23 protein-coding genes and 1 riboswitch are annotated in these 24,914 nt (G+C 73.7%); of the genes, 12 read left to right on the top strand and 11 right to left on the bottom strand.

Annotation, left to right across the window (positions count from 1 at the left end):
- The first annotated feature begins 132 nt into the window (after nt 1–132).
- Nucleotides 133–1,170 (top strand): NAD(P)/FAD-dependent oxidoreductase, encoded by a 1,038-nt coding sequence (locus tag ACIP93_RS27665; protein ID WP_401762710.1) that lies wholly within the window; start codon nt 133–135, stop codon nt 1,168–1,170.
- A 65-nt stretch (nt 1,171–1,235) separates the two neighbouring features.
- On the opposite strand, the gene ACIP93_RS27660 is transcribed toward ACIP93_RS27665, so the two are convergent.
- The 3 genes from ACIP93_RS27660 to ACIP93_RS27650 form a co-directional block, all read right to left on the bottom strand.
- Nucleotides 1,236–2,234, bottom strand: a complete 999-nt coding sequence (locus ACIP93_RS27660; protein ID WP_401762707.1) for a helix-turn-helix transcriptional regulator — start codon at nt 2,232–2,234, stop codon at nt 1,236–1,238.
- A gap of 111 nt (nt 2,235–2,345) precedes the next feature.
- The gene (locus ACIP93_RS27655; protein ID WP_401762705.1) at nt 2,346–3,554 is read right to left on the bottom strand and encodes a HEAT repeat domain-containing protein; all 1,209 of its coding nucleotides are present in this window, start codon (nt 3,552–3,554) and stop codon (nt 2,346–2,348) included.
- Nucleotides 3,555–3,563: 9 nt separating this feature from the next.
- Nucleotides 3,564–4,283 (bottom strand): HEAT repeat domain-containing protein, encoded by a 720-nt coding sequence (locus ACIP93_RS27650; protein ID WP_401762702.1) that lies wholly within the window; start codon nt 4,281–4,283, stop codon nt 3,564–3,566.
- A 160-nt stretch (nt 4,284–4,443) separates the two neighbouring features.
- Here ACIP93_RS27650 and ACIP93_RS27645 point away from each other — a divergent pair, with 160 nt between their 5' ends.
- On the top strand, nt 4,444–5,073 hold the full coding sequence (locus tag ACIP93_RS27645; protein WP_401762699.1) for a hypothetical protein: 630 nt from the start codon (nt 4,444–4,446) through the stop codon (nt 5,071–5,073).
- Here the strand turns inward: ACIP93_RS27645 and ACIP93_RS27640 are convergent.
- Nucleotides 5,070–5,990 (bottom strand): LysR family transcriptional regulator, encoded by a 921-nt coding sequence (locus tag ACIP93_RS27640; protein ID WP_401762696.1) that lies wholly within the window; start codon nt 5,988–5,990, stop codon nt 5,070–5,072. The two genes, ACIP93_RS27645 and ACIP93_RS27640, sit on opposite strands and share 4 nt — an antisense overlap.
- A 205-nt stretch (nt 5,991–6,195) precedes the next feature.
- Between ACIP93_RS27640 and ACIP93_RS27635 the strand changes: the two genes are divergently transcribed.
- Complete coding sequence (locus tag ACIP93_RS27635) at nt 6,196–6,840, top strand: DUF6817 domain-containing protein (protein ID WP_401762693.1); 645 nt, start codon at nt 6,196–6,198, stop codon at nt 6,838–6,840.
- A gap of 30 nt (nt 6,841–6,870) precedes the next feature.
- On the opposite strand, the gene metE is transcribed toward ACIP93_RS27635, so the two are convergent.
- Both metE and ACIP93_RS27625 read right to left on the bottom strand, forming a co-directional pair.
- Nucleotides 6,871–9,183: a 5-methyltetrahydropteroyltriglutamate--homocysteine S-methyltransferase gene (gene metE, locus ACIP93_RS27630; protein WP_401762690.1), complete on the bottom strand. Its 2,313-nt coding sequence runs from the start codon at nt 9,181–9,183 to the stop codon at nt 6,871–6,873.
- 166 nt (nt 9,184–9,349) lie between these two features.
- Nucleotides 9,350–9,572, bottom strand: a riboswitch (cobalamin riboswitch).
- Between the two features lie 331 nt (nt 9,573–9,903).
- A complete protein-coding gene (locus tag ACIP93_RS27625) occupies nt 9,904–11,265 on the bottom strand; it encodes a glycoside hydrolase family 18 protein (protein ID WP_401762688.1) in 1,362 nt (453 codons plus the stop codon).
- 262 nt (nt 11,266–11,527) lie between these two features.
- On the opposite strand from ACIP93_RS27625, the gene ACIP93_RS27620 reads away from it, so the two are divergent.
- From ACIP93_RS27620 to ACIP93_RS27610, 3 genes are all read left to right on the top strand, one after another.
- A complete protein-coding gene (locus ACIP93_RS27620) occupies nt 11,528–12,181 on the top strand; it encodes a GntR family transcriptional regulator (RefSeq protein WP_345219326.1) in 654 nt (217 codons plus the stop codon).
- Nucleotides 12,182–12,466: 285 nt separating this feature from the next.
- Nucleotides 12,467–13,936, top strand: coding sequence for an NCS1 family nucleobase:cation symporter-1 (locus ACIP93_RS27615; protein ID WP_401762989.1), 1,470 nt, complete (start codon nt 12,467–12,469; stop codon nt 13,934–13,936).
- 85 nt (nt 13,937–14,021) lie between these two features.
- The gene (locus ACIP93_RS27610) at nt 14,022–14,765 is read left to right on the top strand and encodes an aspartate/glutamate racemase family protein (RefSeq protein WP_345219327.1); all 744 of its coding nucleotides are present in this window, start codon (nt 14,022–14,024) and stop codon (nt 14,763–14,765) included.
- A gap of 75 nt (nt 14,766–14,840) precedes the next feature.
- Here the strand turns inward: ACIP93_RS27610 and ACIP93_RS27605 are convergent, their stop codons facing one another.
- Entirely contained in the window at nt 14,841–16,004 is a 1,164-nt protein-coding gene (locus ACIP93_RS27605; RefSeq protein WP_401762684.1) for an aminotransferase class V-fold PLP-dependent enzyme, read from the bottom strand.
- A 369-nt stretch (nt 16,005–16,373) separates the two neighbouring features.
- Between ACIP93_RS27605 and ACIP93_RS27600 the strand changes: the two genes are divergently transcribed.
- From ACIP93_RS27600 to menC, 3 genes are all read left to right on the top strand, one after another.
- A complete protein-coding gene (locus ACIP93_RS27600; protein WP_401762987.1) occupies nt 16,374–17,480 on the top strand; it encodes a M20 family metallopeptidase in 1,107 nt (368 codons plus the stop codon).
- A 116-nt stretch (nt 17,481–17,596) separates the two neighbouring features.
- Nucleotides 17,597–18,400 (top strand): GNAT family N-acetyltransferase, encoded by an 804-nt coding sequence (locus ACIP93_RS27595; protein ID WP_401762681.1) that lies wholly within the window; start codon nt 17,597–17,599, stop codon nt 18,398–18,400.
- Between the two features lie 57 nt (nt 18,401–18,457).
- Nucleotides 18,458–19,558, top strand: coding sequence for an o-succinylbenzoate synthase (menC, locus tag ACIP93_RS27590; protein ID WP_401762678.1), 1,101 nt, complete (start codon nt 18,458–18,460; stop codon nt 19,556–19,558).
- Between the two features lie 19 nt (nt 19,559–19,577).
- Here menC and ACIP93_RS27585 read toward each other — a convergent pair whose 3' ends face one another.
- On the bottom strand, nt 19,578–20,222 hold the full coding sequence (locus ACIP93_RS27585) for a histone deacetylase (RefSeq protein WP_401762675.1): 645 nt from the start codon (nt 20,220–20,222) through the stop codon (nt 19,578–19,580).
- A 156-nt stretch (nt 20,223–20,378) separates the two neighbouring features.
- On the opposite strand from ACIP93_RS27585, the gene ACIP93_RS27580 reads away from it, so the two are divergent.
- Nucleotides 20,379–21,140: an HAD family hydrolase gene (locus ACIP93_RS27580; RefSeq protein ID WP_401762673.1), complete on the top strand. Its 762-nt coding sequence runs from the start codon at nt 20,379–20,381 to the stop codon at nt 21,138–21,140.
- Here ACIP93_RS27580 and ACIP93_RS27575 read toward each other — a convergent pair.
- Complete coding sequence (locus tag ACIP93_RS27575; protein ID WP_401762671.1) at nt 21,137–21,634, bottom strand: nuclear transport factor 2 family protein; 498 nt, start codon at nt 21,632–21,634, stop codon at nt 21,137–21,139. The two genes, ACIP93_RS27580 and ACIP93_RS27575, sit on opposite strands and share 4 nt — an antisense overlap.
- A gap of 96 nt (nt 21,635–21,730) precedes the next feature.
- Between ACIP93_RS27575 and ACIP93_RS27570 the strand changes: the two genes are divergently transcribed.
- Together ACIP93_RS27570 and ACIP93_RS27565 are read left to right on the top strand one after the other, a co-directional pair.
- Entirely contained in the window at nt 21,731–22,273 is a 543-nt protein-coding gene (locus tag ACIP93_RS27570; RefSeq protein WP_345219334.1) for a DapH/DapD/GlmU-related protein, read from the top strand.
- Between the two features lie 256 nt (nt 22,274–22,529).
- Nucleotides 22,530–23,255, top strand: coding sequence for a class I SAM-dependent DNA methyltransferase (locus ACIP93_RS27565; protein ID WP_401762984.1), 726 nt, complete (start codon nt 22,530–22,532; stop codon nt 23,253–23,255).
- Between the two features lie 175 nt (nt 23,256–23,430).
- Here ACIP93_RS27565 and ACIP93_RS27560 read toward each other — a convergent pair whose 3' ends face one another.
- Both ACIP93_RS27560 and ACIP93_RS27555 read right to left on the bottom strand, forming a co-directional pair.
- A complete protein-coding gene (locus ACIP93_RS27560) occupies nt 23,431–24,063 on the bottom strand; it encodes a maleylpyruvate isomerase family mycothiol-dependent enzyme (RefSeq protein WP_401762668.1) in 633 nt (210 codons plus the stop codon).
- 76 nt (nt 24,064–24,139) lie between these two features.
- Nucleotides 24,140–24,862: a TetR/AcrR family transcriptional regulator gene (locus tag ACIP93_RS27555; RefSeq protein ID WP_401762665.1), complete on the bottom strand. Its 723-nt coding sequence runs from the start codon at nt 24,860–24,862 to the stop codon at nt 24,140–24,142.
- Between the last annotated feature and the right edge of the window lie 52 nt (nt 24,863–24,914).

Below are 24,914 nucleotides of genomic sequence, written 5' to 3'. Positions count from 1 at the left end.
GGATGCGGGCGAACTTTGCGGGCAGGTGCCCGCCCCCGCGCAGTTTGCCGAAATGGCAAGGATCTTTGCCTCTGGCGCAGTACGGGTGCATGTTCGGGGACCAGAGCACGGAGCCGGACGAACGAAAATGAGGTGGTCGTCGTGACCAGGAGCAGTGAGCGGCGGACGGACGGCGTGGCCGACGCCTACGACGTGGTGGTGGTCGGGGGCGGCGCCGGAGGCCTGGCGGCCGCGCTGGTGCTCGGCCGCGTCCGGCGCTCGGTCCTCGTCGTCGACGCGGGCGAGCCCCGCAACGCGCCCGCCGCGCACATGCAGGGCTACCCCTCGCGCGACGGCATGCCGCCCGGCGAGTTCCTGGCCGTGGTGCGGGCCGAGGTCGCCGGATACGGGGGAGAGGTGCTGCGCGACACGGTGACGGAGGTCGTGCCGGACGGGAGGGGAGAGTTCGACGTGGTGCTCGCGGGCGGCGGGCGGGTGCACGCGCGCCGGGTCGTCGTCGCCACCGGGCTGGTGGACGAGCTGCCGGAACTGCCCGGGGTGGCCGAGCGCTGGGGCAGGGAGGTGCTGCACTGCCCGTACTGCCACGGCTGGGAGGTGCGGGACGGGCGGATCGGCGTGCTGTACCGCGCGGAGGCGGGCGTACACCAGGCCCTGTTGTTCAGCCAGTTGTCGAGCGAGGTGACGCTGTTCCTGGGCGGGGCGGAACTTCCTGGCGAGGAGCGGGAGCTGATCGCCGCCGCCGGTGTCCGCGCGGTGGCCGGGAAGCTGGCGGGGCTGGTGGTGGAGGACGACCGGCTCACCGGGGTGCGCCTTGCGGACGGGGAGGTCCACGAGGCGTCGGCGTTCGTGGTGGCGCCCCGGATGGTGCCCCGCGACGGCGTGCTGACCGCTTTGGGCGTCCGTACGCAGGAGACGCCGGCCGGGACCTTCCCCCAGGTCGACCCGACCGGCCTGACCAGTTTTCCCGGCGTGTGGGCGGTCGGCAACGCCACCGGGGCCGCGGAGCAGGTGGTCAACGCGGCCGGTGCCGGGTACCGGGCCGGGACAGCCGTCAACATGTCGCTGCTGGAGGCCGACTTGGCGGTTTCCCGGCAGCGTGCGGAGTTCGCTTCGGCCGGGGCCGGGGCTGGGTCCGGCTCGGGTTACGGGTCCGGGTCCGGCGGGGCGTAGGCAGGGCAGACGCCCGTACGCAGGCGGCCGTTCGCAGCCGTCCGTTCGCAGCCGTCCGTACGGGGTCAGGAACGCGCCCGGTAGTGCGCGCCGACCGCGGTGGCGCGGTCGTGCAGGGTCGTGCGCAGCCACTGCGGGGACAGGGCCTCGGCGTGTGGGGCGAGTTGCCACAGGGCCCATTCGGCGTGCCGGGCGTCCTGGAAGGCCACCTCCAGGCGCAGCCACCCGTGCGTGCCCGGCTCGCCCGGCTCCGCTGCGTCCGGTTCCTCGGTGAGTACGGCGAGGGCCGTGGCCACCAGCGGCTCCCGGTGCTCCGGGGCCACGCGCACCAGCGCGGTGACCTGGTCGCCGCCGGTGCGGAACCGCCTGCCGCGCTCCTGCCAGGCCCGCTCCAGGTCGACCCGTTCCGGGCGTGCGGCGGGCTCGGCCAGTTCCTCGGCGGCGCGGACGCGGGAGAGCCGGTAGGTGCGGTCGGCCCCGGCGCGGGTGGCGAGGAGGTAGGTCTGTTCGCGTACGGTGACCAGCCCGAGCGGGTCCACGGTGCGCCACTCCGGGGGCCGGTCCACGGCCTCGTACCGGATGCGCAGCCGGTGGCCGGAGAGGACCGCGCGGCGGACCTCCGCCGCGATGGGGCCGGGTATGTCGTCGGCGTCCTGCCGTCGCGCGAGGAGGTCGGTCCCGGGGTCGACGAGCAGCCGCTCGGCCACCCTGGCGGCCGCGTCCCGCTGGCTCTCGGGCAGCGCGTCGACCACCTTGAGCATGGCCGAGGCCAGCGCGGAGCCGAGGCCGAACGCCTGCGGGCCGCGCCGCGATCCGGCGACCAGCAGGGCGAGGGCCTCGTCGTGGGTGAGCCCGGTCAGTTCGGTGCGGAAACCGGGCAGCAGCGCGAAACCGCCGTGCCGTCCGCGTTCGGAGTGCACCGGGACGCCCGCGGCGGACAGTGCCTCGATGTCGCGCAGCACGGTCCGGGTGGACACCTCCAGCTCCCGGGCCAGCGCGGTCGCCGACAGCCTGCCGCGCTGGCGCAGCAGCAGGACCAGGGAGACGAGACGGTCGGCACGCATGCACGAACCTTAAAGGGGGAGCCCCCGGCCTTCTCGGGAGGCATCGAAGCCGAGGTGGGCGCCGGGTCCGCGGTCCGCGCGCGTTCGGCCGGGGCTCGTACCGGCGGCCTCTCAGCCCCTGGTGTGTCTGCCGAGCAGGTACGCCGCGGTGAGGGCCACCCCGGGGTCCTCGTCCCGGGCCAGGTCCGTGAGCGCCTGGGCGGCTACGGGGCCCGGGATGTCCGCGAGCGCCTGGGTGAGGCGTCGCCGCGCGAGCGGGTCCTTGGCGCTGCGCGCGATGCGCTGGACCAGGCCGGTGGCGATGCGGTCCGCCAGGGGGGAAACGGCCTCGGACCGGCCCGCGGACCCGGGGCTGCCGCCGTCCGGAGCGCCCCGGACGGTCCCGGCGCGGCCCGGCACGGCTCGCCCGGGTGTCGGCGTGGGCGGGCGGCCGGGCCGGGCCGCCCGGGCGGGGGCGTCCGGCGTGGCAGGGGCGTAATGGGAGGAAGGCGGGCCGTCCGCGGGTTCGGGGCCGGCACCGCTCGCGGGACGGTTCGCCAGGGCGCTCAAGGCGTCCGCCGCGTCCACGTCGTTGCGGCCCTGGACGACCATGTCCAGCAGGGCCGGGATCGCCTCCGGTGCGCCGCGCGCCCCGAGGGCCAGCGCCGCGACCCGGCGGACGACCTGGTCGCGATGGGCCAGCGCGTCCCGCAACAGCCCCGTCGCCTCCTCGTCCGGAATCGCGGCGAGGGTGCGCGCGGCACGCCTGCGGACCTCGGCCGCCGACGAACCGAGCCCCTGCGCGAGCAGGGCCGACGGGCTCTCGTCCGCACGCGCCAGCGCCCACCGCAGCGCCCCGGCGACGTTCGGCTCCCTCTCGTTCAGCGCGGCCTCCACCAGCGCCCCCACCGGGGTCTCCTCGGCGGCGGAGGACAGGACCGCGCTCTGCCGTCGGCCCGCACTCTTGGAACCCAGCCCCTGGAGGAGCGCGGTGGTCCGCAGGACGTCCTCCCAGCCCGCGGGCCCCGCCGCGTCGATCCGGCTCAGCCGGTCCAGCAGTTCGGTCTCGGCGGCGATGCGTTCCCGGGTCTGCCGGATGAGGTCGGCGACGAGCTCGGACGGGGTGAATCCCGGGTCGTCGAGCGCGCGCCCGACGTCGCGCAGCGACAGCCCGAGCGACCGCAGGCTCTCGATGTGGAACACCCGCCGGATGTCCTCCGGGGCGTACTCGCGGTAGCCGGAGCCGTTGCGGTCCGACGGCCGCACCAGCCCCAGCGACTCGTAGTGCCGGAGCATGCGCGCGCTCACCCCGGACCGCCGCGCCACCTCACCGATCAGCACCCCGGCACCTCACCCCTCGTGTCCGTCCGGGCCCAGGGCCACGACGCGCTTCGCCTCCTCGATCGCGTACTCGAACCCGGCGTCCGGGTCGTGCAGCAACCGCTCGGTGGCGAGCGCGTGCGCCCGCACAGCGGGGTCGGCGTGCGTACCCGCCGCCGTCAGCTCCGGGACGATCACCTCACCGAGCGCGACCATCGCCCGGCTGAGGCTCAACTGCGTCGCCCGCGGACCGCGCCCGAGCTGGGTCGACAATACTGCGGCCAGTTCCTGCCTCTCGTCCTGCCGTACGGGCCCTGCGGGTGGTCCGGGGTCTACGAGGACGACCGCCGCCCGCCAGGCACTGCGGGCGACCTCGTCGTCGGGGTCGGTCAGCAGGGCGCGGGTGATCGCGGGCCGGGCCCGCCGGTCCCCGATCTTGGACAGGGTGTGCAGCGCCTGGCTGCGTGCCTGCGCGGTCTCCGAACGCAGCTCTGCGACGAGCGCCGGGACTGTCAGGTCGGGCGCGTGCCGGGTCAGCGCCCAGGTCAGCATCTCCCGCACCTGGAAGTCGGGCTCGACCGCGCACCGTACGACGAGCGGGCCGACGTAGGCGGGATCGGGGCGGGACCCGACCGCCATCGTCGCCCGCAACCGCACCGGGACACGCGCGTCCTCCAACGCCCGCAGCGCCCGTACGGTGTCTCGTTCTCGTTCTCGTTCTTGTTCTTGTTCCTGCTCCGCCATGGTCATGGGGGCCACCTCCTGCGCCACAGTGAAGACCTTGCCACCGTGTCAAGGTCAAGCGGCGGCCCCGTCCTCGCACGGCCGACCGGACGGTCCCACCTGACCCCCGCGACAGATATGACAGAAATAATTGTCGGGAAGGGGATTCGACAGTTATGCTTGTCGCATGAATGACATGGCGAGCATTCCCACCCCCGACAAGGCCGACCCCGACTTCTGGGCTGCCGTGACCGCCCAGGTCGTGCCCGCCTGGGCCGAGCCCACGCTCGACGACTCGCTGGCCATGGACGACAGGGTGCTCGACGCCGTCCGCGCGCTCGCGCAGGGCATCTCGACGCGCGCTGCCGCCTACCGGGCCGCGGGCAAGGACTTCGACCCGGTGCTCATGGCCGCGCCCGATGTGCAGCTCGCGGTGCTGCGGTCGCTGTACGAGGCCAAGCGGTCCGTCGACCGGCTGGCGGAGAGCGCGGCCACCGCCGCCGGGCGGAGCGGTGCGACGTACGTCCAACTCGGTGCCGCCTGGGGCGGGCTGAAGCGGCAGTCGGCGCGGCTGAAGTGGCCCCACGCGGTGGTGAAGCGCGCCGCGGGCGAGTCGGTCCCGCTCGCCTACGCGGGCGGCAGCGCCGTCATCCACCACGACCCGGACGCCGACGCCTGGTGGTACACGGCCACCGGCGCGGACCGCACCGAGGAGGAGTCCGAGGCCGTGCACGCCACCTCGGCGGAGGCCATCGCGCGGGCGACCGAGTTCCTGCTGGGGCACGCGGGGCAGGCGGGACCCGAGGCGGCCGGTTAGGGGCGGGCCGGGCCGCCCCCGGCCGGGAACGTCCGCCCGCAGCTCTCCTCGACCGTGGCCGCGAAGGACCGGGCCGTCGGCGGCAGCGTCGCCCAGCGGCGCACCGCCCAGCCGGTCCACAGCGGAGGCAGCTCCGGCAGCGGGATCAGGCGCAGCCCGGGGTGTGCGGGGCCGTGCCACGCCGGCAGGTCGGGGACCACGGCGTGGCCCAGACCCAGTTCGGCGAGCAGGATCGCCGTGTCCCAGTCGGCGACACTGGTGTCCGAGGTCGGCTCGATCCCGGACGCCGCGAACCAGGAGTCCAGCCGGGAGCGCGAGGTCGCGTTCTCGGGGAGCGCGATCAGTCGTACGTCCGCCCATTCCGCCGGCCCGATGCGGGACGTGGCGGCCAGGGGATCGTCGGCGGCGACGGCCAGTACCCAGGGGAGTTCGACGACCGGGCGCTGCTCGATGCCCCGGACGGGGTCGCCCAGGGTGATCCAGGCCAGGTCCAGGCCGCCCGCCAGGAGCGCGTCGAAGCAGGCGCGGCTGGACGTCGCCGTCCTGAACTCCAGCCTCACCTGCGGGAATTGACGGCGGAAGCCGACCACCGCCTCCGACATGAAGTGCCGGACCGTCGTCGCGCCCGTGGTGATCCGTATCGAACCGCCCTCGCCCTGGGCCAGCTCGCGCAGTCGGCGGAGGGCGAGGTCGATGTCGCCCAGCCCCCCTGCCGCCGCCCCGCTGAGGAGCTGCCCGGCGGGGGTGGGCACCACGCCGCGCGGCAGACGTTCGAGGAGGGCGAGGCCCGTCTCCCGTTCCAGGCGCTTGACGTGCTGGCTCACCGCGGACTGCGTGCAGGACAGTTCGCGGGCGACGGCGCTGAGGCTGCCGCTGCGGCACACGGCGACGAAGACGCGGAGGTCGTCGAGGGTCATGGGAACCCAAGCTAGCGCTTGGGAACGGGCAAGAAAACCCTAGGATTGACTGGGCGTTGGGGGCGCGGGACGATCCTTCTCAGGGCCCGAGGCGGCAACCCGGCCAGGCTCCGCGCGCTGTTCCAGACGGTGGGCGGGACCGGCCGGGTGCCGACCGCCCGCCGCGCCCGCGGACGTGCGCCGTTGTACGGAGAGGGGCTTGCCCGTGGAACCGACGACCCCCGTGGAGCCCGTCGCCCCGGTGCACCCCGGCACCCGCGTGGACCAGGCCACCCGCCTCCTCCGCGACCTCGGCGCCGACGCCCTCGCGCACCCCGGCGGCACCCTCCTCGCCCATCTCGACCGGGTGCGCCGGCGACTCGCCGACTGGGGCGCCCGGCCCGCCCTCCAGCTCGCCGGCCTCTGTCACGCCTCCTACGGCACCGACGGCTTCGCCCCGGCCCTTCTCCCGCTCGGCGAACGCGACCGCCTGCGGGCCGCGATCGGCCCCGAGGCCGAAGCCCTCGTCCACTTCTACGCGAGCTGCGACCGCCGGGCCGTGTACCCCGTGCTGGCCCTCCCCAACTCGCCCTTCACGGACCGCTTCACCGGCCTCTCCCGGCTCCCCGCGCTCCAGGAGAAGCGGGACTTCGCCGAGCTCACCGCCGCCAACGAACTCGACATCATCTGCGTCGACGCCGCTTTCCGTGCCCGCCACGGGGCCCAACTCCGCGCTCTCTTCACCCGGTTCGCGCCTCTGCTGAGCCCCGCCGCCCGGGCGGACTGCGCGACCGTGCCGGCCGCGGACGTGCACCCGCGCCCGCCGGGCGGCGCCACCGGCCTCCCGGCCCACGGGGGAGAGGCGGAGTGACCCCGCCTCTCCCCCCAACTGCATGACCCGCTAACGCAGTTCGTCGCGCACGGTCCTGGCCGCCGCCACCAGGTTCTCCAGGGAAGCGCGCGTCTCCGGCCAGCCGCGGGTCTTCAGGCCGCAGTCCGGGTTGACCCACAGCCGCTGCGGCGGGATCGCCTCAAGTCCCTTGCGCAGCAGGGCCGCCGCCTCCTCGGCGGAGGGAATGCGCGGGGAGTGGATGTCGTAGACGCCGGGACCGGCCTCGCGCGGATAGCCGTGCGCGGCCAGCTCGCGCGCCACCTGCATGTGCGAGCGGGCCGCCTCCAGGCTGATGACGTCCGCGTCCAGGTCGTCGATGGCCTGCACGATGTCACCGAACTCGGCGTAGCACATGTGCGTGTGGATCTGGGTCTCCGGGCGCACCCCGCCGGTGGTGAGCCGGAAGGACTCCGTCGCCCAGGCCAGGTACCCGGCGCGGTCGGCGGCGCGCAGCGGCAGCGTCTCGCGCAGGGCGGGCTCGTCGACCTGGATGACCGAAGTGCCGGCCGCCTCCAGGTCGTCGACCTCGTCGCGCAGGGCGAGAGCGACCTGCCGGGCCGTGTCGCCGAGCGGCTGGTCGTCCCGTACGAACGACCAGGCGAGCATCGTCACCGGGCCGGTCAGCATGCCCTTCACCGGGCGGTCGGTGAGGGAGTTCGCGTACGAGGTCCAGCGCACCGTCATCGGCTCGGGGCGCGAGATGTCACCGGCCAGGACCGGCGGGCGGACGTAGCGGGTGCCGTAGGACTGGACCCAGCCGTGCTGGGTGGCCAGGTACCCCGTCAGCCGTTCGGCGAAGTACTGGACCATGTCGTTGCGTTCGGGCTCGCCGTGCACCAGGACGTCGAGGCCCGCCTTCTCCTGGAAGGCCAGGACGTCGCGGATCTCGGCCTTGATCCGCTCCTCGTAGGCCGCCGCGTCGATGCGGCCGGCCCGCAGGTCGGCCCGTGCGGTGCGCAGTTCGGCGGTCTGCGGGAAGGAGCCGATCGTGGTGGTGGGGAGGAGGGGGAGGCCGAGTGCGGCGCGCTGGGCGGAGGACCGCTGCTCGTACGGTGCCGAGCGGCGGCCGTCCGCGTCCGTCACGGCGGCGACCCGGGCCCGTACGGCCGGGTCGCGGGTGATGGGGGAATTGGACCGGGAGGCCAAGTCGGCCCGGTTGCGGGCGAGTTCGGCGGTAATGCTGCCGGTGCCCCGGGCGAGGCCCTTCGCCAGGGTGACGACCTCCGCCGTCTTCTGCCGTGCGAAGGCGAGCCAGCGCAGCACCTGCGGGTCGACGTCCCGCTCGGCCGCCGCGTCGACAGGGACGTGCAGCAGCGAGCAGGAGGCGGCCACGTCGACGCACTCGGCCAGGCCGAGGAGCGTGCCGAGGGTGGCGAGGGACTTCTCGTAGTCGTTGATCCAGATGTTGCGGCCGTCGACGACGCCCGCGACCAGCCGCTTGCCCGGCAGCCCGCCCACGGCGGCGAGCGCCTCCAGGTTGGCGGCGGCGGGACCGGTGAAGTCCAGCGCCAGGCCCTCGACCGGGGCCTTGGCGAGCACCGGCAGGGCGTCGCCGAGCCGGTCGAAATAGGAGGCGACGAGGAGCTGCGGGCGGTCGGTGAGCGCGCCCAGGTCGCGGTAGGCGCGGGCGGCGGCGTTCAGTTCGGCCGGGGTGCGGTCCTGGACGAGGGCGGGTTCGTCGAGCTGCACCCAGGTGGCCCCGGCGGCCCGCAGGTCGGCCAGCACCTCGGCGTACACGGGCAGCAGCCGGTCCAGCAGGGTCAGCGGCTCGAAGCCGGCGGCGACGCCCGGGGCGGGCTTCGCCAGGAGGAGGTACGTCACCGGGCCGACCAGCACGGGCCGGGCGGTGTGGCCGAGCGCGAGGGCCTCCGTCAGCGTGCCGACCTGCTGGGACGAGTCGGCGGTGAAGACCGTGTCCGGACCCAGTTCGGGCACCAGGTAGTGGTAGTTGGTGTCGAACCACTTGGTCATTTCCAGGGGGGCCACGTCCTGGTTCCCGCGCGCCATCGCGAAGTACCCGTCGAGGGGGTCGGCGTCGACGGCCGCGCGGTGGCGTGCCGGGACGGCGCCGACCATGACGCTGGTGTCCAGGACGTGGTCGTAGTACGAGAAGTCGCCGGTCGGCACCTCGTGGAGGCCGGCCCCGGCCAACTGCTCCCATGTCGTACGGCGCAGGTCGGCCGCGGTCGCCCGGAGGGCGTCGGCGGTGACCCGTCCCTTCCAGTACCCCTCGACGGCCCTCTTGAGCTCACGGTTCCCGCCCTGGCGGGGGTAGCCGTACACGGTGGCGCGTGCTGCCGCGGCTGCGGACTTCGGTGTCACGGAAATCTCCTTCGCGAGATGACTCCTGAGCACCCCGGCGACGGGACGCGGACGCGAAGGGACGACGAACCGGGCGGGCCGCCGACTCCCTTGCGGGAAAAGGCCGTTCCGCCTGATCTGTACGCCGACCCGCCCACGAGGTCACCGGGATGTCCGCACGCGAGCGGGTCGCGTGCGGGCAACGGGCAGGTCTTCGGACTCGCGGGCACACCCACCGGAACTCCGGCGGATTCCTACTGGCCGTCGCTTCCCAGGTCCGTGCGGACCCAGTGCGTATGACGGCGTTCGTTCCCACTCACCGCTGCGGGGCAGTCCCGGATTCCCACCGGGTTCCCTCTTGCGACGCCGCTGCCTGGCGGGCAGGGCGAACCAGTTGCACGGGCCACGATAGGGGGCGGGAGGGGTGCGCCGGGACCCGGAGCCCGCCTTCCGGACCGTGACGTGGGACACGGGGGCACGCCCCCTCGGTCAGGAGACCTCCCGGGCCGGGGGTGCGCTCGGGCGGGGGAGCACACCGCCACAACCGGGGGCGTGTCCCCGGTCGGGAGCACACCGCCACAACCGGGGGCGTGTCCCCGGTCGGGAGCACACCGCCACAACCGGGGGCGCACCCCGACCGGGAGCACACCGCCACAACCGGGGGCGCACCCCGACCGGGAGCACACCGCCACGGCCGGGAGCGCACCCCGATCGGGAGCGCACCCCCGGCCCCGCGTACGGTCAGCGCCGGCCGAGGCCCCGGTCCAGCGCCCGGTAGAGCTCGCCGTCCGCGGTGTCCGCGTCCAGCGACCAGGCCATCACGCCGCCCAGGCCCCGGGCCCGTACGTACGCGCCCTTGGCGGCGAGGACCAGCGGGTCGTCGTACGTCCACAGGGTGGTGCCGTCGAAGAGCCAGGCGTGACCGCCGAGCAGATCGCGGTGGACCTTGAACTTCCCGGCCTGCACGAGGGGCTTCAGCTCCTTGTAGTCCGCGTAGCCCGCTGCCCACGTGGCGGGGGCGGGGCCGGCGGCGGGCTGGCCGAGGCCGTCGCCGCCGCCGGTGACGCCGGTCCAGCCCTGCCCGTAGAACGGCATGCCGACGACCAGCTTGCGGGCCGGTGCGCCGCGCTTCAGCCAGGACTGGACCGTGCCGTGCACGCTGAAGTCGTTCCGGGCGAAGAGGGCCGACTGCTGGGCGGTCTTCTTCTCGCCGCTGACGTGGAAGTCGTAACCCTGGAGGTTGACGAAGTCGAAGTCCTTCATGATCTTGCGGACCTCGAAACCGGCGTCGATCTTGGCGTCGGCGGTCGGCACGAAGGCGGAGAGTTCGTAGTGCGTGCGCCTCTGCTTGCCGAGCGCGTCGAGCTGGCTGCGGAACTCCCGTACCAGCGCGGTGAAGTTCTGCTTGTCCTCGGGACGGTAGACGGTGTCGGCGTCGCCCTCGGAGCCCGGCCACTCCCAGTCGAGGTCGATGCCGTCGAAGACGCCCTCGGCCGCGCCGTCGCCGCCGCGCGCCCCGTCCTTGGGCAGGTTGCCCTTGATGTACAGGTCGATGCAGGAGGTGACGAGGGCCTTGCGCGAGGCGGGGGTGAGGGCGGCGTCGGAGAAGTGGGTCGACCAGCTCCAACCACCCAGCGAGATCATCGCCTTCAGGCCCCGATGCTTGGCCTTCAGCTCCTTGATCTGGTTGAAGTTCCCGGCGAGTGCCTGGGTGTCGGTGTCGGCCTTTCCGTCGACGGAGTTCGCGGCGTCCAGCGGGCGCTGGTAGTCGGCCCACGGGTCGCTCTCGCCGGGGACCGGCGTGAGGAAGCACTTGCCGCTCTTGTCGACGTTGCCGAAGGCGTAGTTGAGGTGGGTGAGGCGGGCGGCGGTGCCGCTGGCGTCCAGGTCCTGGACCTGGTAGTCGCGGCCGTAGACACCCCACTGGGTGAAGTAGCCGACCCGGCGGAGGGCGGGCCGGTCGCCGTGCCCGGCCTGCTGGGCGGCCGGTGGGGCGTCGGGAGCCGCTGGGGCGGCGGAGGCGGAGGGGGCCAGGGTGGCGAGGAGCGAAGTGACGCAGGCGGCGGCCACGAGGGCCGACCCTTTCAGGAGTCTTCGTCGCATGAGCGGACGCTATTGGTCTGGACCATGCAGGGTCAAGGGGTGGTCGGGAAGAGGTGGGGCCGTCCTGGTCCGGCACCGTGAACACGGAGGCCGGAGGCCGGAGGCCGGATGCCGGGTGCCGGGTGCCGGCCGCCGGCCGCCGTCGTGCTCGCGGTGGTCGTCGTGCGCCGCCGGGACGTGTGAGCGCGCTCGCGGAGGAGTACGGCCGGGCCGGGCGAGCGTTCGTACGAAGCGACAACCGCCTGATGAGAAGATGTGCCGCATGGCAGGTTCTGAAGGCTTCGAGCCCGAGTCGGATCGGGTCACCCGGCAACTGCGCGACGACATCCTCGACGGGGTGCGGCCGCCCGGCAGCAAGCTCGTCGAGCGTGAGCTCGCCGCCGAGCTCGGGGTGAGCCGGCTGCCGATCCGGGACGCGCTCAAGGCCCTGGTGAACGAGGGGCTCGTGACGCCCCGGCCACGTACGTGGGCGGTGGTGCGGGAGTTCACCCCGACCGACATCGCCGACATCGACGAAGTGCGGTCCGCGCTGGACACGTTGACCTTCCGGCTGGCCGCGCAGCGGCGTACCCGCGAGGGGCTGGCGAAGCTGCGGGCCGACCTGGACGCGGAGTTCGAGGCCGCGCGGCGCGGGGATGCGGTGACGGCCCGGCGGGCGGCCGCCGACTTCCACCAGACGGCCACCTCGCTGGCCGCGAACGACCTGCTCAGCGAGTTGGAGGCGACGCTGCGCAGCCGGTTGCGGTGGTTGCAGGTGCGGCACGACGACCTGCTCGACGTGGCGCGCGAGCACGAGGGGCTGTACGACGCGATCGCCGCCCGTGACGTACCCCGCGTCGAGGAACTCGTCGCCAAGCACCTGGAGTCGGGGCGGAACTCGGCGGCGGCGCACCTGAGCGGGGCGAAGGAGGAGTAGGGGGGCGGGGGAGTTCCGGAGGGGGGTTCGGAGAGGGCAGTTCGGGGCGGGTCGCGCAGTGGCGGCTCGCCCCTTTCGTGTGCCCGGGCGGGCGACGGATTCTGTATTTGGTATCCCATTTTCTCGGGCAGATCTCTTGACTGTCCCAGGAAGGCGGCCGTAGCGTCCCCGTCACTTGCTTCGATAGCACGGTTTCGTATACCGAAATCGCTGAGAAGGGTGGCTGGTGTGACCACAGCTCAGGACGCAGTGCGCGCAGACGGGGCACAGTCCGCCGTCGGCCCGGTGGCCGGTGACGGGCCCCCGGGCACCAGCCCCCGTCTCTACAGTCCCGACCTCGCCCCGACGAAGAGGGCCGGCCGCAGTTGGGGCGGCTACAACGTCTTCACGCTCTGGGCCAACGACGTGCACAGCCTCGGCAACTACGCCTTCGCGATCGGCCTGTTCGCCCTCGGGATGAGCGTGTGGGACATCCTGGTCGCGTTCGTCCTGGCCTCCGCCCTCCTCTTCGTCCTGCTCAGCCTGTCCGGCGCCATGGGCTCGAAGACGGGCGTGCCGTTCCCGGTGATGAGCCGCATCTCCTTCGGCACCAGGGGTGCGCAGCTTCCGGCCGTCATCCGGGGCGGAGTGGCCGTCGCCTGGTTCGGCATCCAGACGTATCTCGCCTCCTCGGTGCTCTCGGCGCTGCTCATGACGCTGATACCGGGGCTCGGGGGCTGGGAGGGCAGCTCCTTCCTCGGGCTTTCGGCGCTGGGCTGGCTGTCCTTCCTGATCCTGTGGGTCGTACAGGTCCTGATCGTCAGTTACGGGATGGACGTCATCCGGAAGTACATCGCGGTGGCCGCGCCCGCCGTGCTGATCACGATGCTGGCGCTCGCGGTGTGGATGTTCGCCAAGGCGGACTGGACGATCGCGGTGGACGCCGGGAACCCGTACACCGGCGGCGAGCGCTTCGTGCACATCCTGGAGGCGGCCGCCCTCTGGGTCGTCATCTACGGCACCTTCGTCCTCAACTTCTGCGACTTCACGCGTTCCGCCCGGAGCAACCGCTCGGTGCTGGCCGGAAACCTGATCGGCATCCCGGTCAACATGCTCTTCTTCGCGGGCATCGTGGTGGTGCTGAGCGGCGCGCAGTTCGAGCTGAACGGCACGGTGATCGCGAGCCCCGCTGACATCGTCCAGGCCATCCCCAGCACCTTCCTGCTGGTCCTGGCCTCGCTGGCGCTGATCCTGCTGACCGTCGCCGTCAACCTCATGGCGAACTTCGTCGCCCCCGTCTACACCCTGGTCAACCTCTTCCCGCAGAAGCTGGACTTCCGGCGGGCGGGCATCGTCAGCGCGGTGCTCGGCCTGGTCATCCTGCCCTGGAACCTCTACAACAGCCCCGTCGTGGTCGAGTACTTCCTCGGCGGGCTCGGGGCGCTGCTCGGCCCGGTGTTCGGCATCGTGATGGCGGACTACTGGCTGGTGCGCCGGACCCGGATCAACGTCCCCGACCTCTACACGGAGGACCCGGCGGGCACCTACGCCTACCGGAGCGGCGTCAACCCGCGCGCGGTGACCGCCCTCGCCCCGACCGCCGCGATCGCCGTCGTCGTCGCCTTCGTGCCGTACTTCTCGGGGATCTCGGGCTTCTCCTGGTTCATCGGGACGGTGCTGGCGGGGCTGTTGTACGTCGTCCTGCCCGGCCGGGGCGCGCGTCCCCCGGAGTACGCCGACGCCGACGGCGAGGCCATCGCGGTGCCGAGCGCGTGAACCTCCCGTGAGCCTCCGAAGAGTCCCCCCGAACGAGCCTCCCGAAGAACCTCCCGAAGAACCTCCCGAAGAAGCGGAATCATTCATGCGGTTGCTGGTCGTCAACGTCAACACCACCGAGTCCATGACGCGGAGCATCGGCGCGCAGGCCGTGGCCGCGGCCGCGCCGGGCACCGAGATCGTGCCGCTCACGCCCGCCTTCGGGGCGGAGTCGGTGGAGGGCAACTACGAGAGCCACCTGGCGGCGATCGCCGTGATGGAGGCGGTACGTTCCCACCCCGGCCCCTTCGACGCGGTGATCCAGGCGGGGTACGGGGAGCACGGGCGCGAGGGCCTCCAGGAGCTCCTGGACGTTCCGGTCGTGGACATCACCGAGGCGGCGGCCTCGACGGCCCAGTTCCTCGGGCGGAGTTACTCGGTGGTGACGACCCTGGACCGCGCGGTTCCGCTGATCGAGGACCGGCTCGCGCTGGCCGGGCTCTCGGCGCGGTGCGCGTCGGTGCGGGCGAGCGGGCTGGCGGTGCTGGACCTGGAACGCGACCCCTCGGCGGCGGTCGAGGCCATCGTCGCGGAGGCCGTCGCTGCGGTGGAGGTGGACCGCGCGGAGGTCATCTGCCTGGGCTGCGGCGGTATGGCGGGACTCACCGAGCGGGTGGTGGCGCGGACCGGGGTGCCGGTGGTGGACGGGGTCGCGGCGGCGGTCACGATCGCGGAGTCGCTGGTGCGGCTGGGGCTGCGGACCTCGAAGGTCCGCACGTTCGCGCCGCCCCGCCCCAAGAGGTTCACGGCGTGGCCGCCGGGGGCTGCGGCGGTCGTGGGGGCGGGGTAGTCACTCCTGCGGGTCCCCCCCCGACTCCCCAGGCCCTCCGGCACCCCCGCCCCTGGCGCGCGCCGGGCCCCCCGCTCAGCGGCCGTCCAGCAGCCTTCCCAGCGCCGTCGCCAACCGCTCGTACTCCTGCGGCGTGTTGTAGATCTGGCCGCTGATCCGGATGCCGCCCCCGCCCGGCCAGGGCCAGACCAGGACCCGGAAGCCCAGGCGTCCCGCGATCTCCTCGCGCAGCGCGACCGACTCCGCCGGCGTCCTCGCGAAGCCCGGCGGCAGGCGCAGGGCGCGCATCGGGAGGCGTTCGTCGTACGGCAAGGGGGTCAGCCCCGGGACGCGGGCCAGCAGTCGCGCCCCGTACGCGGCCAGCGCGCTGTTGTGCCGGCGCACCCGGGGCGCGTCCAGCCGGGCGAGCAGGTCGAGGCCCTCGGGTGCGGCCAGCCACCCCGTGTAGTCCACCGTCGCCCGGTACTCCACCGAGCGCGGGAACCCCCGCTCGTCCTCCCAGGAGGGGACCGGCGCGGGCACCCGGTCCCGGAAGCGCGGCGCGACCGTCAGCAGGGCGCTGCCCGGCGGCGCGTACCCCCACTTGTGCAGGTTCCCGAACCAGAAGTCCGGGTTCCCGGCGAGCGGGTCTGCCAGGGTCCCTGGCGCGTGCGCCCCGTCGACGATCGTGACGATCCCGCGTTCCCGCAGGTCGGAGAGGAGCGCGGGGGCGGCGATGAAACGGGCCGTGGGCGAGCTGATGTGGTCGAGAAGGACGAGGCGGGTGCGCGGAGTGACCCCGGCCAGGACGGCCTTGCGCACCGCCTCCTCGTCCGGAAGCAGGGGGTCCAGGGCGACCGTCACCACGCGGGCCCGGCGCGCTGCCGCCGCCACGACGGTGCCGTACCCGTGGTCGGTGACGAGGACCTCGTCGTCGGCCGAGAGCCCGGCCGCGTCCAGCGCGAGGTTCGCCGCCTCGGTGGCGTTGGCGACGAGCGCCGAACCTTCCGGATCCATGCCCAGGTGCTGTGCGATACGGGTCCTGGCCTGCGCTGTTCGGTCCGGCGCAGCCAGGAAGAAGGCGTCCGGATCGGCGTCGGCCTCGTCCCGCAGACGCTGCTGGGCCGCCATCACGGGGAGGGGCACCGCCCCGAAGGACCCATGGTTGAGGTGCGCCACGGCGGGGCCGAGCCGGAACAGCTCGGCGCCGCCGGGGAACACGGACGGGGAGGTCTCTTCGGTGCGGGCGGGCTCGGCCATGCCGTCGACCCTAGGCGTGCGGCGCCCGCCGCGGAAGCGGGCCTCCCGGACGTACGCGTGGTCCCCGGGGGGCGGGAATTTCCGGGGAGGGTGTTGTGCAGGTGGACCAACGGAGGCCCCGGCCTTGGTCCGTCCGCACAAACCGCAGATCGGCGTGCTCGCCTAGCGTGGTCCTCAGAAGGAATGCCCGCTGCGGAATGCGCTGTCGCCCCTGAGGAGCCGAAGGTGAACGCCGACCCGACGAACGAACCGTCCCCGGCCCCGTCCGCGCCCGTGTCTACGGCTGCCACCTCCGCCCCGCCCCCCACTCCGTCCCCCGCCCCGCCTCCCGCCCCGTCCGCGACCCCGGACGGCGGACAACTGGCCCGGATGCTGGCCGACCTGGAGGAGCTCGTCGTCTGCGAGTCCTTCTCGGCCGACCTCGCGGCCGTCGCCCGCAGCGCGGACGTCGTCGCCGCGCAGGGGGCCCGGTACCTCGGCGCCGAGCCCGAGCGGATCGTCGTGGCCGGGGTGACCCATCTGAAGTGGACGTTCGGCACGCCGCGCGTGCTGCTGCTCGGCCACCACGACACGGTGTGGCCGATGGGCTCGCTGACGACCCACCCCTGGTCCGTCACCGACGGCATCGTGCGCGGCCCCGGCGTCTTCGACATGAAGGCGGGCCTGGTCATGGTCTTCCACGCGCTGGCCTCACTGCCCTCGCTCGACGGGATCTGCGTGCTGGTCACCGGGGACGAGGAGGTCGGCTCGGACGCCTCGCGGGCGCTGATCGAGGAGGTCGCGCGCGAGTGCGCGGCCACTTTCGTGCTGGAGGCGTCGGCGGACGGCGGTGCGCTCAAGACCGGCCGCAAGGGCACCTCCCAGTACGAACTGGTGGCGCACGGAAAGGCCGCCCACTCCGGCCTCGAACCCGAGAAGGGGGTCAACGCGGCCATCGAGGCCGCCCATCTGACCCTCGCGCTGGACGCCGTCACCGCCGGGATCAACGCCGGGGAGTCCGAGGGCTGGCGCACCACGGTGACGCCCACGGTCGTCACCGCCGGTTCGACGTCCAACACCGTTCCGGCGACGGCGGCCGTCACGGTCGACGTACGGGTCCCGACCCTGGCCGCGCAGGAGAAGACGGACACGGCCCTGCGCGCCCTGAAGGCGACGCTGCCGGGGGCCCGGGTGGAGGTACGGGGCGGCCCCAACCGGCCCCCGCTGGAGGAGACCGCTTCCGCCGGACTCTTCGCCACCGCGCGGGAGTTGGCCCGTACGCTCGGCATCGGGGAGCTGGCGTCGACCGCCGTCGGCGGCGCTTCGGACGGCAACTTCACCGCCGGGGTCGGCTGCCCGACCCTGGACGGGCTCGGCGCGGTCGGCGGCGGCGCGCACGCCGACCACGAGCACGTGATCGCCACTGAACTCGTGCCCCGCACCCGCCTGTTGGCGGCTCTCGTGCGGCACGTCGTGGACGCGGAGGCGGCCCGATGAGCGGTCATGGTGGTGGAGGCGACGCGATGAGCCACTGTGGCGGCGGCAGCGGCCCGATGAGCCGTCATGGCGGCGGAGGCGGCCCGCTGAGCCGTTCTGGCGGCCGGGGCGATCCGATGAGTCCCGCCCCCGAAGGCGCGGCCGGCCCCGCCGCCCCCCTCGCCGTCCGCGAACTGCACGAGCTGGACGATCTCGAAGCCGTGGCCGCGCTCTTCGAGCGGATCTGGGGCTCGCCCCCGGGCGGTTCCCCGGTCAGCCCCGAGGTGATGCGCGCCTTCTCCCACTCCGGTAACTACGTCGCGGGCGCCTACGAGGAGGACCGCCTGGTCGGCGCGGCCGTCGGCTTCTTCGCCGCCCCCGCCGGCGAAGCCCTCCACTCGCACGTCACCGGCGCCCTGCCCGGCCGTGCGGCGGGCCTCGCCCTCAAGCTCCACCAGCGGGACTGGGCCCTGGCCCGCGGGCTGAGCCGCATCACCTGGACCTACGACCCCCTCGTCCGCCGCAACGCCCACTTCAACCTCACCAAGCTGGGCGCGCGCCCCGTCGAGTACCTGCCCCGCTTCTACGGGGACATGGCCGACGCCATCAACGACGGCGACGAGTCGGACCGTGCCCTGATCTCCTGGGACCTGACCGCCGGCCCCGCCCCGGCGACGGCCGCCCCCGCCGGAGCGGCGACCGCACTCGCGGTCCGCGGGGGGCGTCCCGCCGTCGCCCGGGACCTCGACGCGCGCACCCTCCTCGTGGAGGTCCCCGCCGACATCGAGGGCCTGCGCCGCACCGATCCGGGGGCCGCCAAGGAATGGCGGCTGGCCCTGCGCGAGGTCCTCGGCGGCCTGCTGGCCGACGGCGCCCGCGTCACGGGCTTCCACGACCGCGCGGCCTACGTCGTCGAACGAACCTCATCAGTAGCCCAGTAGCCCAGTAGCCCAGTAGCCCAGTAGCCCAGTAGTCCAGCAGCCCAGGAGCCAACTCCCTTGAACATCACCGGAATCGAACTCCGCCGCATCGCCATGCCGCTGCGCGCCCCCTTCCGCACCTCCTTCGGCGTCGAGACCGCCCGCGACGTCCTGCTGGTGCGCGTGGTCACTCCCGAGGGCGAGGGCTGGGGCGAGTGCGTCGCGATGTCGGAGCCCCGTTACAGCTCCGAGTACGTCGACGGGGCGCAGGACGTGCTGCGCCGCTTCCTGATCCCGGCGTTGCCGGAGGCCGTCGACGCGTACGGCGTCAAGCGGGCGCTGAAGCCCTTCAAGGGCCACCGGATGGCCAAGGCGGCGCTGGAGACGGCCGTGCTCGACGCCCAGCTCCGCGCGACGGGCCAGTCGTTCGGCGGGTACCTGGGAGCCGATCGCACCCGCGTCCCCTGCGGTGTCTCCGTCGGCATCATGGACTCGGTCCCCGAACTCCTGGACGCCGTCGAAGGGTTCGTCGCCGAGGGCTACGTCCGCATCAAGCTGAAGATCGAGCCCGGCTGGGACGTGGCCCCCGTGCGCGCCGTCCGCGAGCGCTTCGGCGACGACCTGCTGCTCCAGGTCGACGCCAACGCCGCCTACACCCTCGCCGACGCCCGCCACCTCGCCACACTCGACGCCTTCGACCTCCTCCTGATCGAGCAGCCGCTGGCCGACGACGACCTCGTCCAGCACGCCGCCCTCGCCCGCCAACTCGCCACCCCCGTCTGCCTCGACGAGTCCATCGAGTCCGCCGAGGACGCGGCGGCGGCGATCACCCTGGGCGCCGCCTCCATCATCAACATCAAGCCCGGCCGGGTCGGCGGCTACCTGGAGGCCAAGGCCATCCACGACCTGTGCGTCGCGCACGGCGTCCCCGTCTGGTGCGGCGGCATGCTCGAAACCGGACTCGGCCGCGCCGCCAACGTCGCCCTCGCCGCGCTCCCCGGCTTCACCCTCCCCGGCGACACCTCCGGCTCCCGCCGGTACTTCGCCACCGACATCACCGCCCCCTTCGAACTGGCCGACGGCCACCTCGACGTCCCCACGGGCCCGGGGCTGGGCGTCGAACCGGTCGCCGACATCCTGGACGAGGTCACCGCCTCCAGCGAGTGGATCAAGCTGTAGTCCCGGGCTGCCACGACGATCAGGGCCGGGGCGGGGGAGGAGCCGACCGTGCCGCCCGCCCCGCAGGACCGGGAGGCCCCGGGCGGAGCGCCGCGACCTCCTCCGCGCTCCAGTGCCCGGCGGCGCCCGGGGCCGCGGCGAGGTACGCGGCGACATCCTCCGGCGGCCAGGCGCCGGTCTCGGTGAGGCCCGCGTACAGGTGTGCCAGATAGGCCGGCGCGGGCCGGTTCCACGGCACGTCGTGCACGCCCCAGGGCGCGGTGAAGGTGAGCATCGGCACCCCCGCCCGCCTCCCGGCGCACACCAGGGTCTCGTACCGCCCGGGGCCCACCTCCACCCTCCCCTCCCGCACCGCCCGACCCAGGTCGAGATCCGTGCCGGGGCCGGGCCGCCGGTACATCTCCTGCGCGGCGACGTCGCAGAACTGCTGGGCGCTCACCAGGTACGCCCGCGCCAGCACTCGCCCCGGCGCGCCCGGATCGTAGAAGGCCCGCCCACCGGTCCAGAGGAGGGACTCGGTGGCGAAGTACAACACCCCGCCGAGCTCGACGGCTTCGGTGGCGAGGGGCGGCCGACTGTCCCGGCACCCATCGAGGTACCGGCCGAGCCGCGCCGCATGGGTGTTGGATCCGTAGGAGACGTACCAGATGTGACGATGCGTCATCTCACCGTACGCCCCCGGGCCGCCCGGCAACCGCTCTCACCCCCGCCTCCCGCATGCCCGCAGCCTACGACCGCCGCCCGCTCGACGCCCCCGGACCCGCGGGGGGCGGTGCGACCCCTTGCGGGGTCCGCCGGGTCCCGGCCTACCCTTCGCCCCATGACCGCACGCACGTACGACGCGAGCCCGCCGAGCCGTCAGGACCCCGTGGACCTCGTCATCTTCGACTGCGACGGCGTCCTGGTCGACAGTGAGCGCCTCTGCGTCCAGGTCGACGCCCGCATCACCGCCGAACTCGGCTGCCCCTTCACCGAGGCCGAGATCGTCGAGACCTTCGTCGGCTGCTCCTACGAGGTCTACACCGCCGCCGTCGAGCAGCGTCTCGGCCGCCGCCTCGCCCCGGACTGGCTCGACGCGTACGAGCACCTCTACTTGGAGGCCTTCGAGGCCGGGCTCACCGCCGTCGACGGCGTCGCCGACGCCCTCGCCCGCCTCGGCCCGACGCCCTTCTGCGTCGCCTCCAACGGCCGCCACCAGGACATCCGCCGCAGCCTGAGCCTCACCTCCCTCGACCCGCACTTCGACGACTCCCGCATCTTCAGCGCCTCCGACGTGGCCCTCGGCAAACCCGCCCCCGACCTCTTCCTCCACGCGGCCCGCTCCCTGGGCGTCCCGCCGGAGCGCTGCGCGGTGGTCGAGGACAGTCCGTACGGCGTCCGGGCCGCCCGCGCGGCCGGGATGCGGTCCTTCGGCTATCACGGAGGGCTGACGAAGCCGGAACGCCTCGCGGGTCCGGGCACCGTCCTCTTCGACGACATGCGCGCCCTGCCGGCCCTCCTCGGCCTCCGCCGGGCCCCGGCGGACGTTCCTCGGCCCGGCCGGCTCACCCTGGCCGAAAGCGCCTTCGAGCCCCGTCGCTAGGGCTGGGGGAGCACGGATGCCAGGGCCGGCCGGGTGCCCTGCGTCCACGCGATGTGCAGGTCGGCGCGGTGCAGCCGCCACCCGGCAGGGGTGCGGACGAGTTCGTTGTCCGTACGGCCGCCGGAGACGAACAGCTCGCCGCCGTCGGCCAGTACGTGGGTGCTGAGCTGGTTGCCGCGCAGGGTGGCCCGGTCGCCGTCGACCTCGATGACGTAGTTCGAGCCGAAGTGCACGGTACGGGCGAACAGGCGCATGGCGGCGGACACGTTCGCCAGGACGGCGGACCGGCCCGCGACCTGTCCGGCGGGGGTGGCGGTGGTGGCCTCCTCGGTGAAGAAGGCGGCTGCCCACGCCGCGTCGAGGGCCCGGCCGCCGTCGGCGTGGACGTCGTCGAGGGAGCGCAGGTAGCGGTCGAAGAGGTCGGTGATCTCGGCGCGGTCGGTGAGGGCGCGGATCTCGGTGTGCGGGGTCCGGGTGCCCGTGGTCTCGGTCATGAGCCCGATCATTTTCCCTCAACCGTGCTTGAGGTCAAGGGAGTGGCAAGGGTGCTGCCGTTTGCACGGCGCGTGCCCGCACGGAAGGATCGCGGCATGCCCAGCGAACGCCTCATGCGCATCCACAGCGACGAGTTCCGTGCCATGGCCGAGAGGGTGCTCCGGGTCACCGAGCTGACCTCCCGCCTGAACGTCCTGCCCTTCGAGGACGAGGCGGGAAAGGCCGAGCTCTTCGAACAGATCCTCGGCAGGCCGCTGCCGTCGGGGGTCACCGTTTATCCGCCCTTCTACACGGACCACGGCCTCCGTCTCGACCTCGCCGAGCGCGTGTTCATCAACCAGAACTGCACGTTCCTGGACTACGCCGGCATCCGCATCGCCGAACGCGTGATGATCGGCCCGAAGGTCACCTTCATCACCGGCGGGCACCCGGTCGACCCCGAGGAGCGGCGGCTGTACCTCACCGGCGCGCCCATCGACGTGGCCGAGAACGTGTGGATCGGCGCCGGGGCCACCATCCTGCCCGGCGTCAGCATCGGCCGGGACGCGGTGATCGCGGCGGGCGCGGTCGTCGCCGACGACGTTCCGGCGGCGAGTCTGGTGACCGGCGGCAAGGCCACCGTGCGTCGGCGGTGGTGACGGCCGCCGCCTCGGTTCCGGGTCCGGCCCCCGCTCCGGCCCGGGCCCGGAAATGGGCGTGCGTCGTGCGTCCGCCCCGCAGTACGGTTCCGCGGTGGACGACACCGCAGACGCACACGACGTGACGCAGGCCCCCGGCTCCACCGCCCCCGATTCCACCGCCCCCGGCTCCACCGCCCCCGAGGACTCCGCCGGCTCCGACACGGTCCCCGGCGCCCTCCCCGACGCGCCCGAGGACGGCTACTTCGGCGCCTCCGTGGCAGCGACCTACGACGATCCCGAGACGGGCGGCATGTTCAGCCCCTCCGCGGTCGACCCCGCCGTCGACCTGCTGGCCGAACTCGCGGCGGGGGGCCCGGCGTTGGAGTTCGCCGTCGGCACCGGCCGGATCGCTCTCCCGCTGGCCCGCCGGGGAGTGCCGGTGCACGGCATCGACCTGTCCCGCGCGATGGTCGAACGCATGCGGGCGAAGGAGGGGGGAGCGGAACTCCCGGTCACCATCGGGGACTTCGCGACCGCCCGCGCCGACGGACCGTACGAGCCGGGCGGCTTCACCCTGGTCTACCTGGTCTTCAACACCATCATGAACCTCACCACCCAGGAGGCCCAGGTCGCGTGCTTCCGCAACGCGGCGGCCCACCTCGCCCCGGGCGGCGCCTTCGTCGTCGAGGTCGGGGTGCCCGAACTGCGGCTGCTGCCTCCGGGCCAGGAGGCGGTCCCGATGCGGGCGACCCCCACCCGCTGGGCGTTCGACCGCTACGAGGTGGCCACCCAGTCGATGAGCTCGAACTACATCGAGGTCGAAGGGGGACGCGGCTCGTACCGTTCCATCCCCTTCCGCTATGTGTGGCCCGCCGAACTCGACCTGATGGCCCAACTGGCGGGCATGCGGCTGCGGGCCCGCTGGGAGGGGTGGCGGGGCGAGCCGTTCACCAACGAGAGCGAGAAGCACGTATCGGTGTGGGAGAAGCCCGGGGACTGACGGGCCCGAGAAGGCGCGTGCGCCGGCCCGGCAGGCCGAAATCCCGGGACCAGCACGGGAGTTGGCGCGCTTCGGTCCCTCGTTCGGCCCCTCGGGCATCGTCGCAGGTCAGCCCGTTGGTACGGGACGGAAAGGGACTGAGAGGGACTGGCTCCGGGAATGGGGCCCGGCAGGCTCACGGCTCGTTCGTCAGTACGGCCACCCCCGGCCCCTCCAGTTCGTCCAGGGCCGATTTCCGGCCCGACACCGCGAGGAGGAGCGCGAGCGCCGTTCCGCTCACCTCGGGGCCGTCGCCGATGGTCACGGCGGCGGAGTCCGTCGCCATGAGGCGGACCCCCGCCACCCGTTCCCTCGCCCCGCCCAGGGACGCGGACGTACGGGTCTGGAGGCGCAGCGCGCGGACCACGGCCTCCGGTGCGTAGGTGTGCATGAGCCCCAGCGGGCGGCGGATGTCCTCGCCGTGGACGACCTCCTCGACCAGCCGCGTGTCGAGCGGCGCCGGGGGCGTCGAGCGGCGTCCGGCCGCCTGCCGCAGCTCCTCCAGGGTCTCCTGCGGGGTGGCCCTCCGCTCGCGGGCGACGCCCGCCGCGTTCTGCCGGTCGAAGTCGAAGCGTGCGCGGACCATGGCGGCCACGAAGCCGAGCCGGGTCGTCTTCCAGGTGTCCGCCAGGTGGGCGGCCACGTCGTGCACGGTCCAGCCCGCGCAGAGGGACTGCTTCTCCCACTGCGCGTCGTCGAGCCGGTCGAGGTCGATGAGGAGCGCCGCACGCTCGGCGTGCACCAGGGGCCATACGTGGCTGTCGCTCATGGTTCCTCCACGGGGCGGGAAGCTGCGATCACTGTCTTCGGGAGACAGGACCCGCCGCGTCCCCGGAACTCATCGGTCAACCCGCGTCGAGTCCGTCCACCAGCCGGTCCAGGAACCGGGCGAACAGCGCGTCCGGCGACAGCGGCCGGGCGGGGGCGGCCAGGGCCGCCGCCAGTTCCGGGTGCGCCCCGTCGGACGCCACCGCCGTCAGGTAGCGGATCTCGGCCGCCGCGCGTGCCGGGTCGTCGGCGGCCCGGGCGCGGGTGAACTCGTTGGCCGCGTACGCCGAGACGAAACCCGTGAGCTGGCTGAAGACCTCCAGCCTGGCCCCGCCGTCCAGGCCCGTCGGGCGCAGGGCCGCCAGGACGCCCTCCAGGAAGGCGAGCGCGTTCGGGCCGAGCGAACGGCGGGTGGTGAGGGCCGCCGGCAGCCAGCGGTGGCGGAGCATGTGGGCGCGCTGGAGGCGGGCCACGGCCTTGAGGTCCGCGCGCCATTCGCCGGTGGGCGCGGGCGGCGGGAGCAGTTCGGCGGTGACGTGGTCCACCATCAGCTCGATCAGGGTCTCCTTGTCCGGCGCGTAGCTGTAGAGCGACATCGCGCCCGCGCCGACCTCCGCCGCCACCCGGCGGATCGTGACCGCCTCCAGGCCCTCCGCGTCCGCGAGCGCCACCGCCGCCGCGGTGATCGCCTCCCTGGTGAAGGCGGGTCTGCGGCCCCGCCCGGAGCGGTTCGCGCCGGTGCCCAGCCAGAGCTGTTCCGGGTCGACCGGGGGCGGGGTCGGCTTGTCGGCGCGGGGCATGGGTCCTCGGCTCCTGGAGTGCATGGGGCGGGCGTGCGCGGGGCGGGTTCCG

The sequence above is a fragment of the Streptomyces sp. NPDC088745 genome (assembly GCF_044751045.1).
Lineage (GTDB): Bacteria > Actinomycetota > Actinomycetes > Streptomycetales > Streptomycetaceae > Streptomyces > Streptomyces cremeus.
Note: the sequence above shows the minus strand (reverse complement) of the source record. Positions and strands in the feature narration are given on the sequence as shown.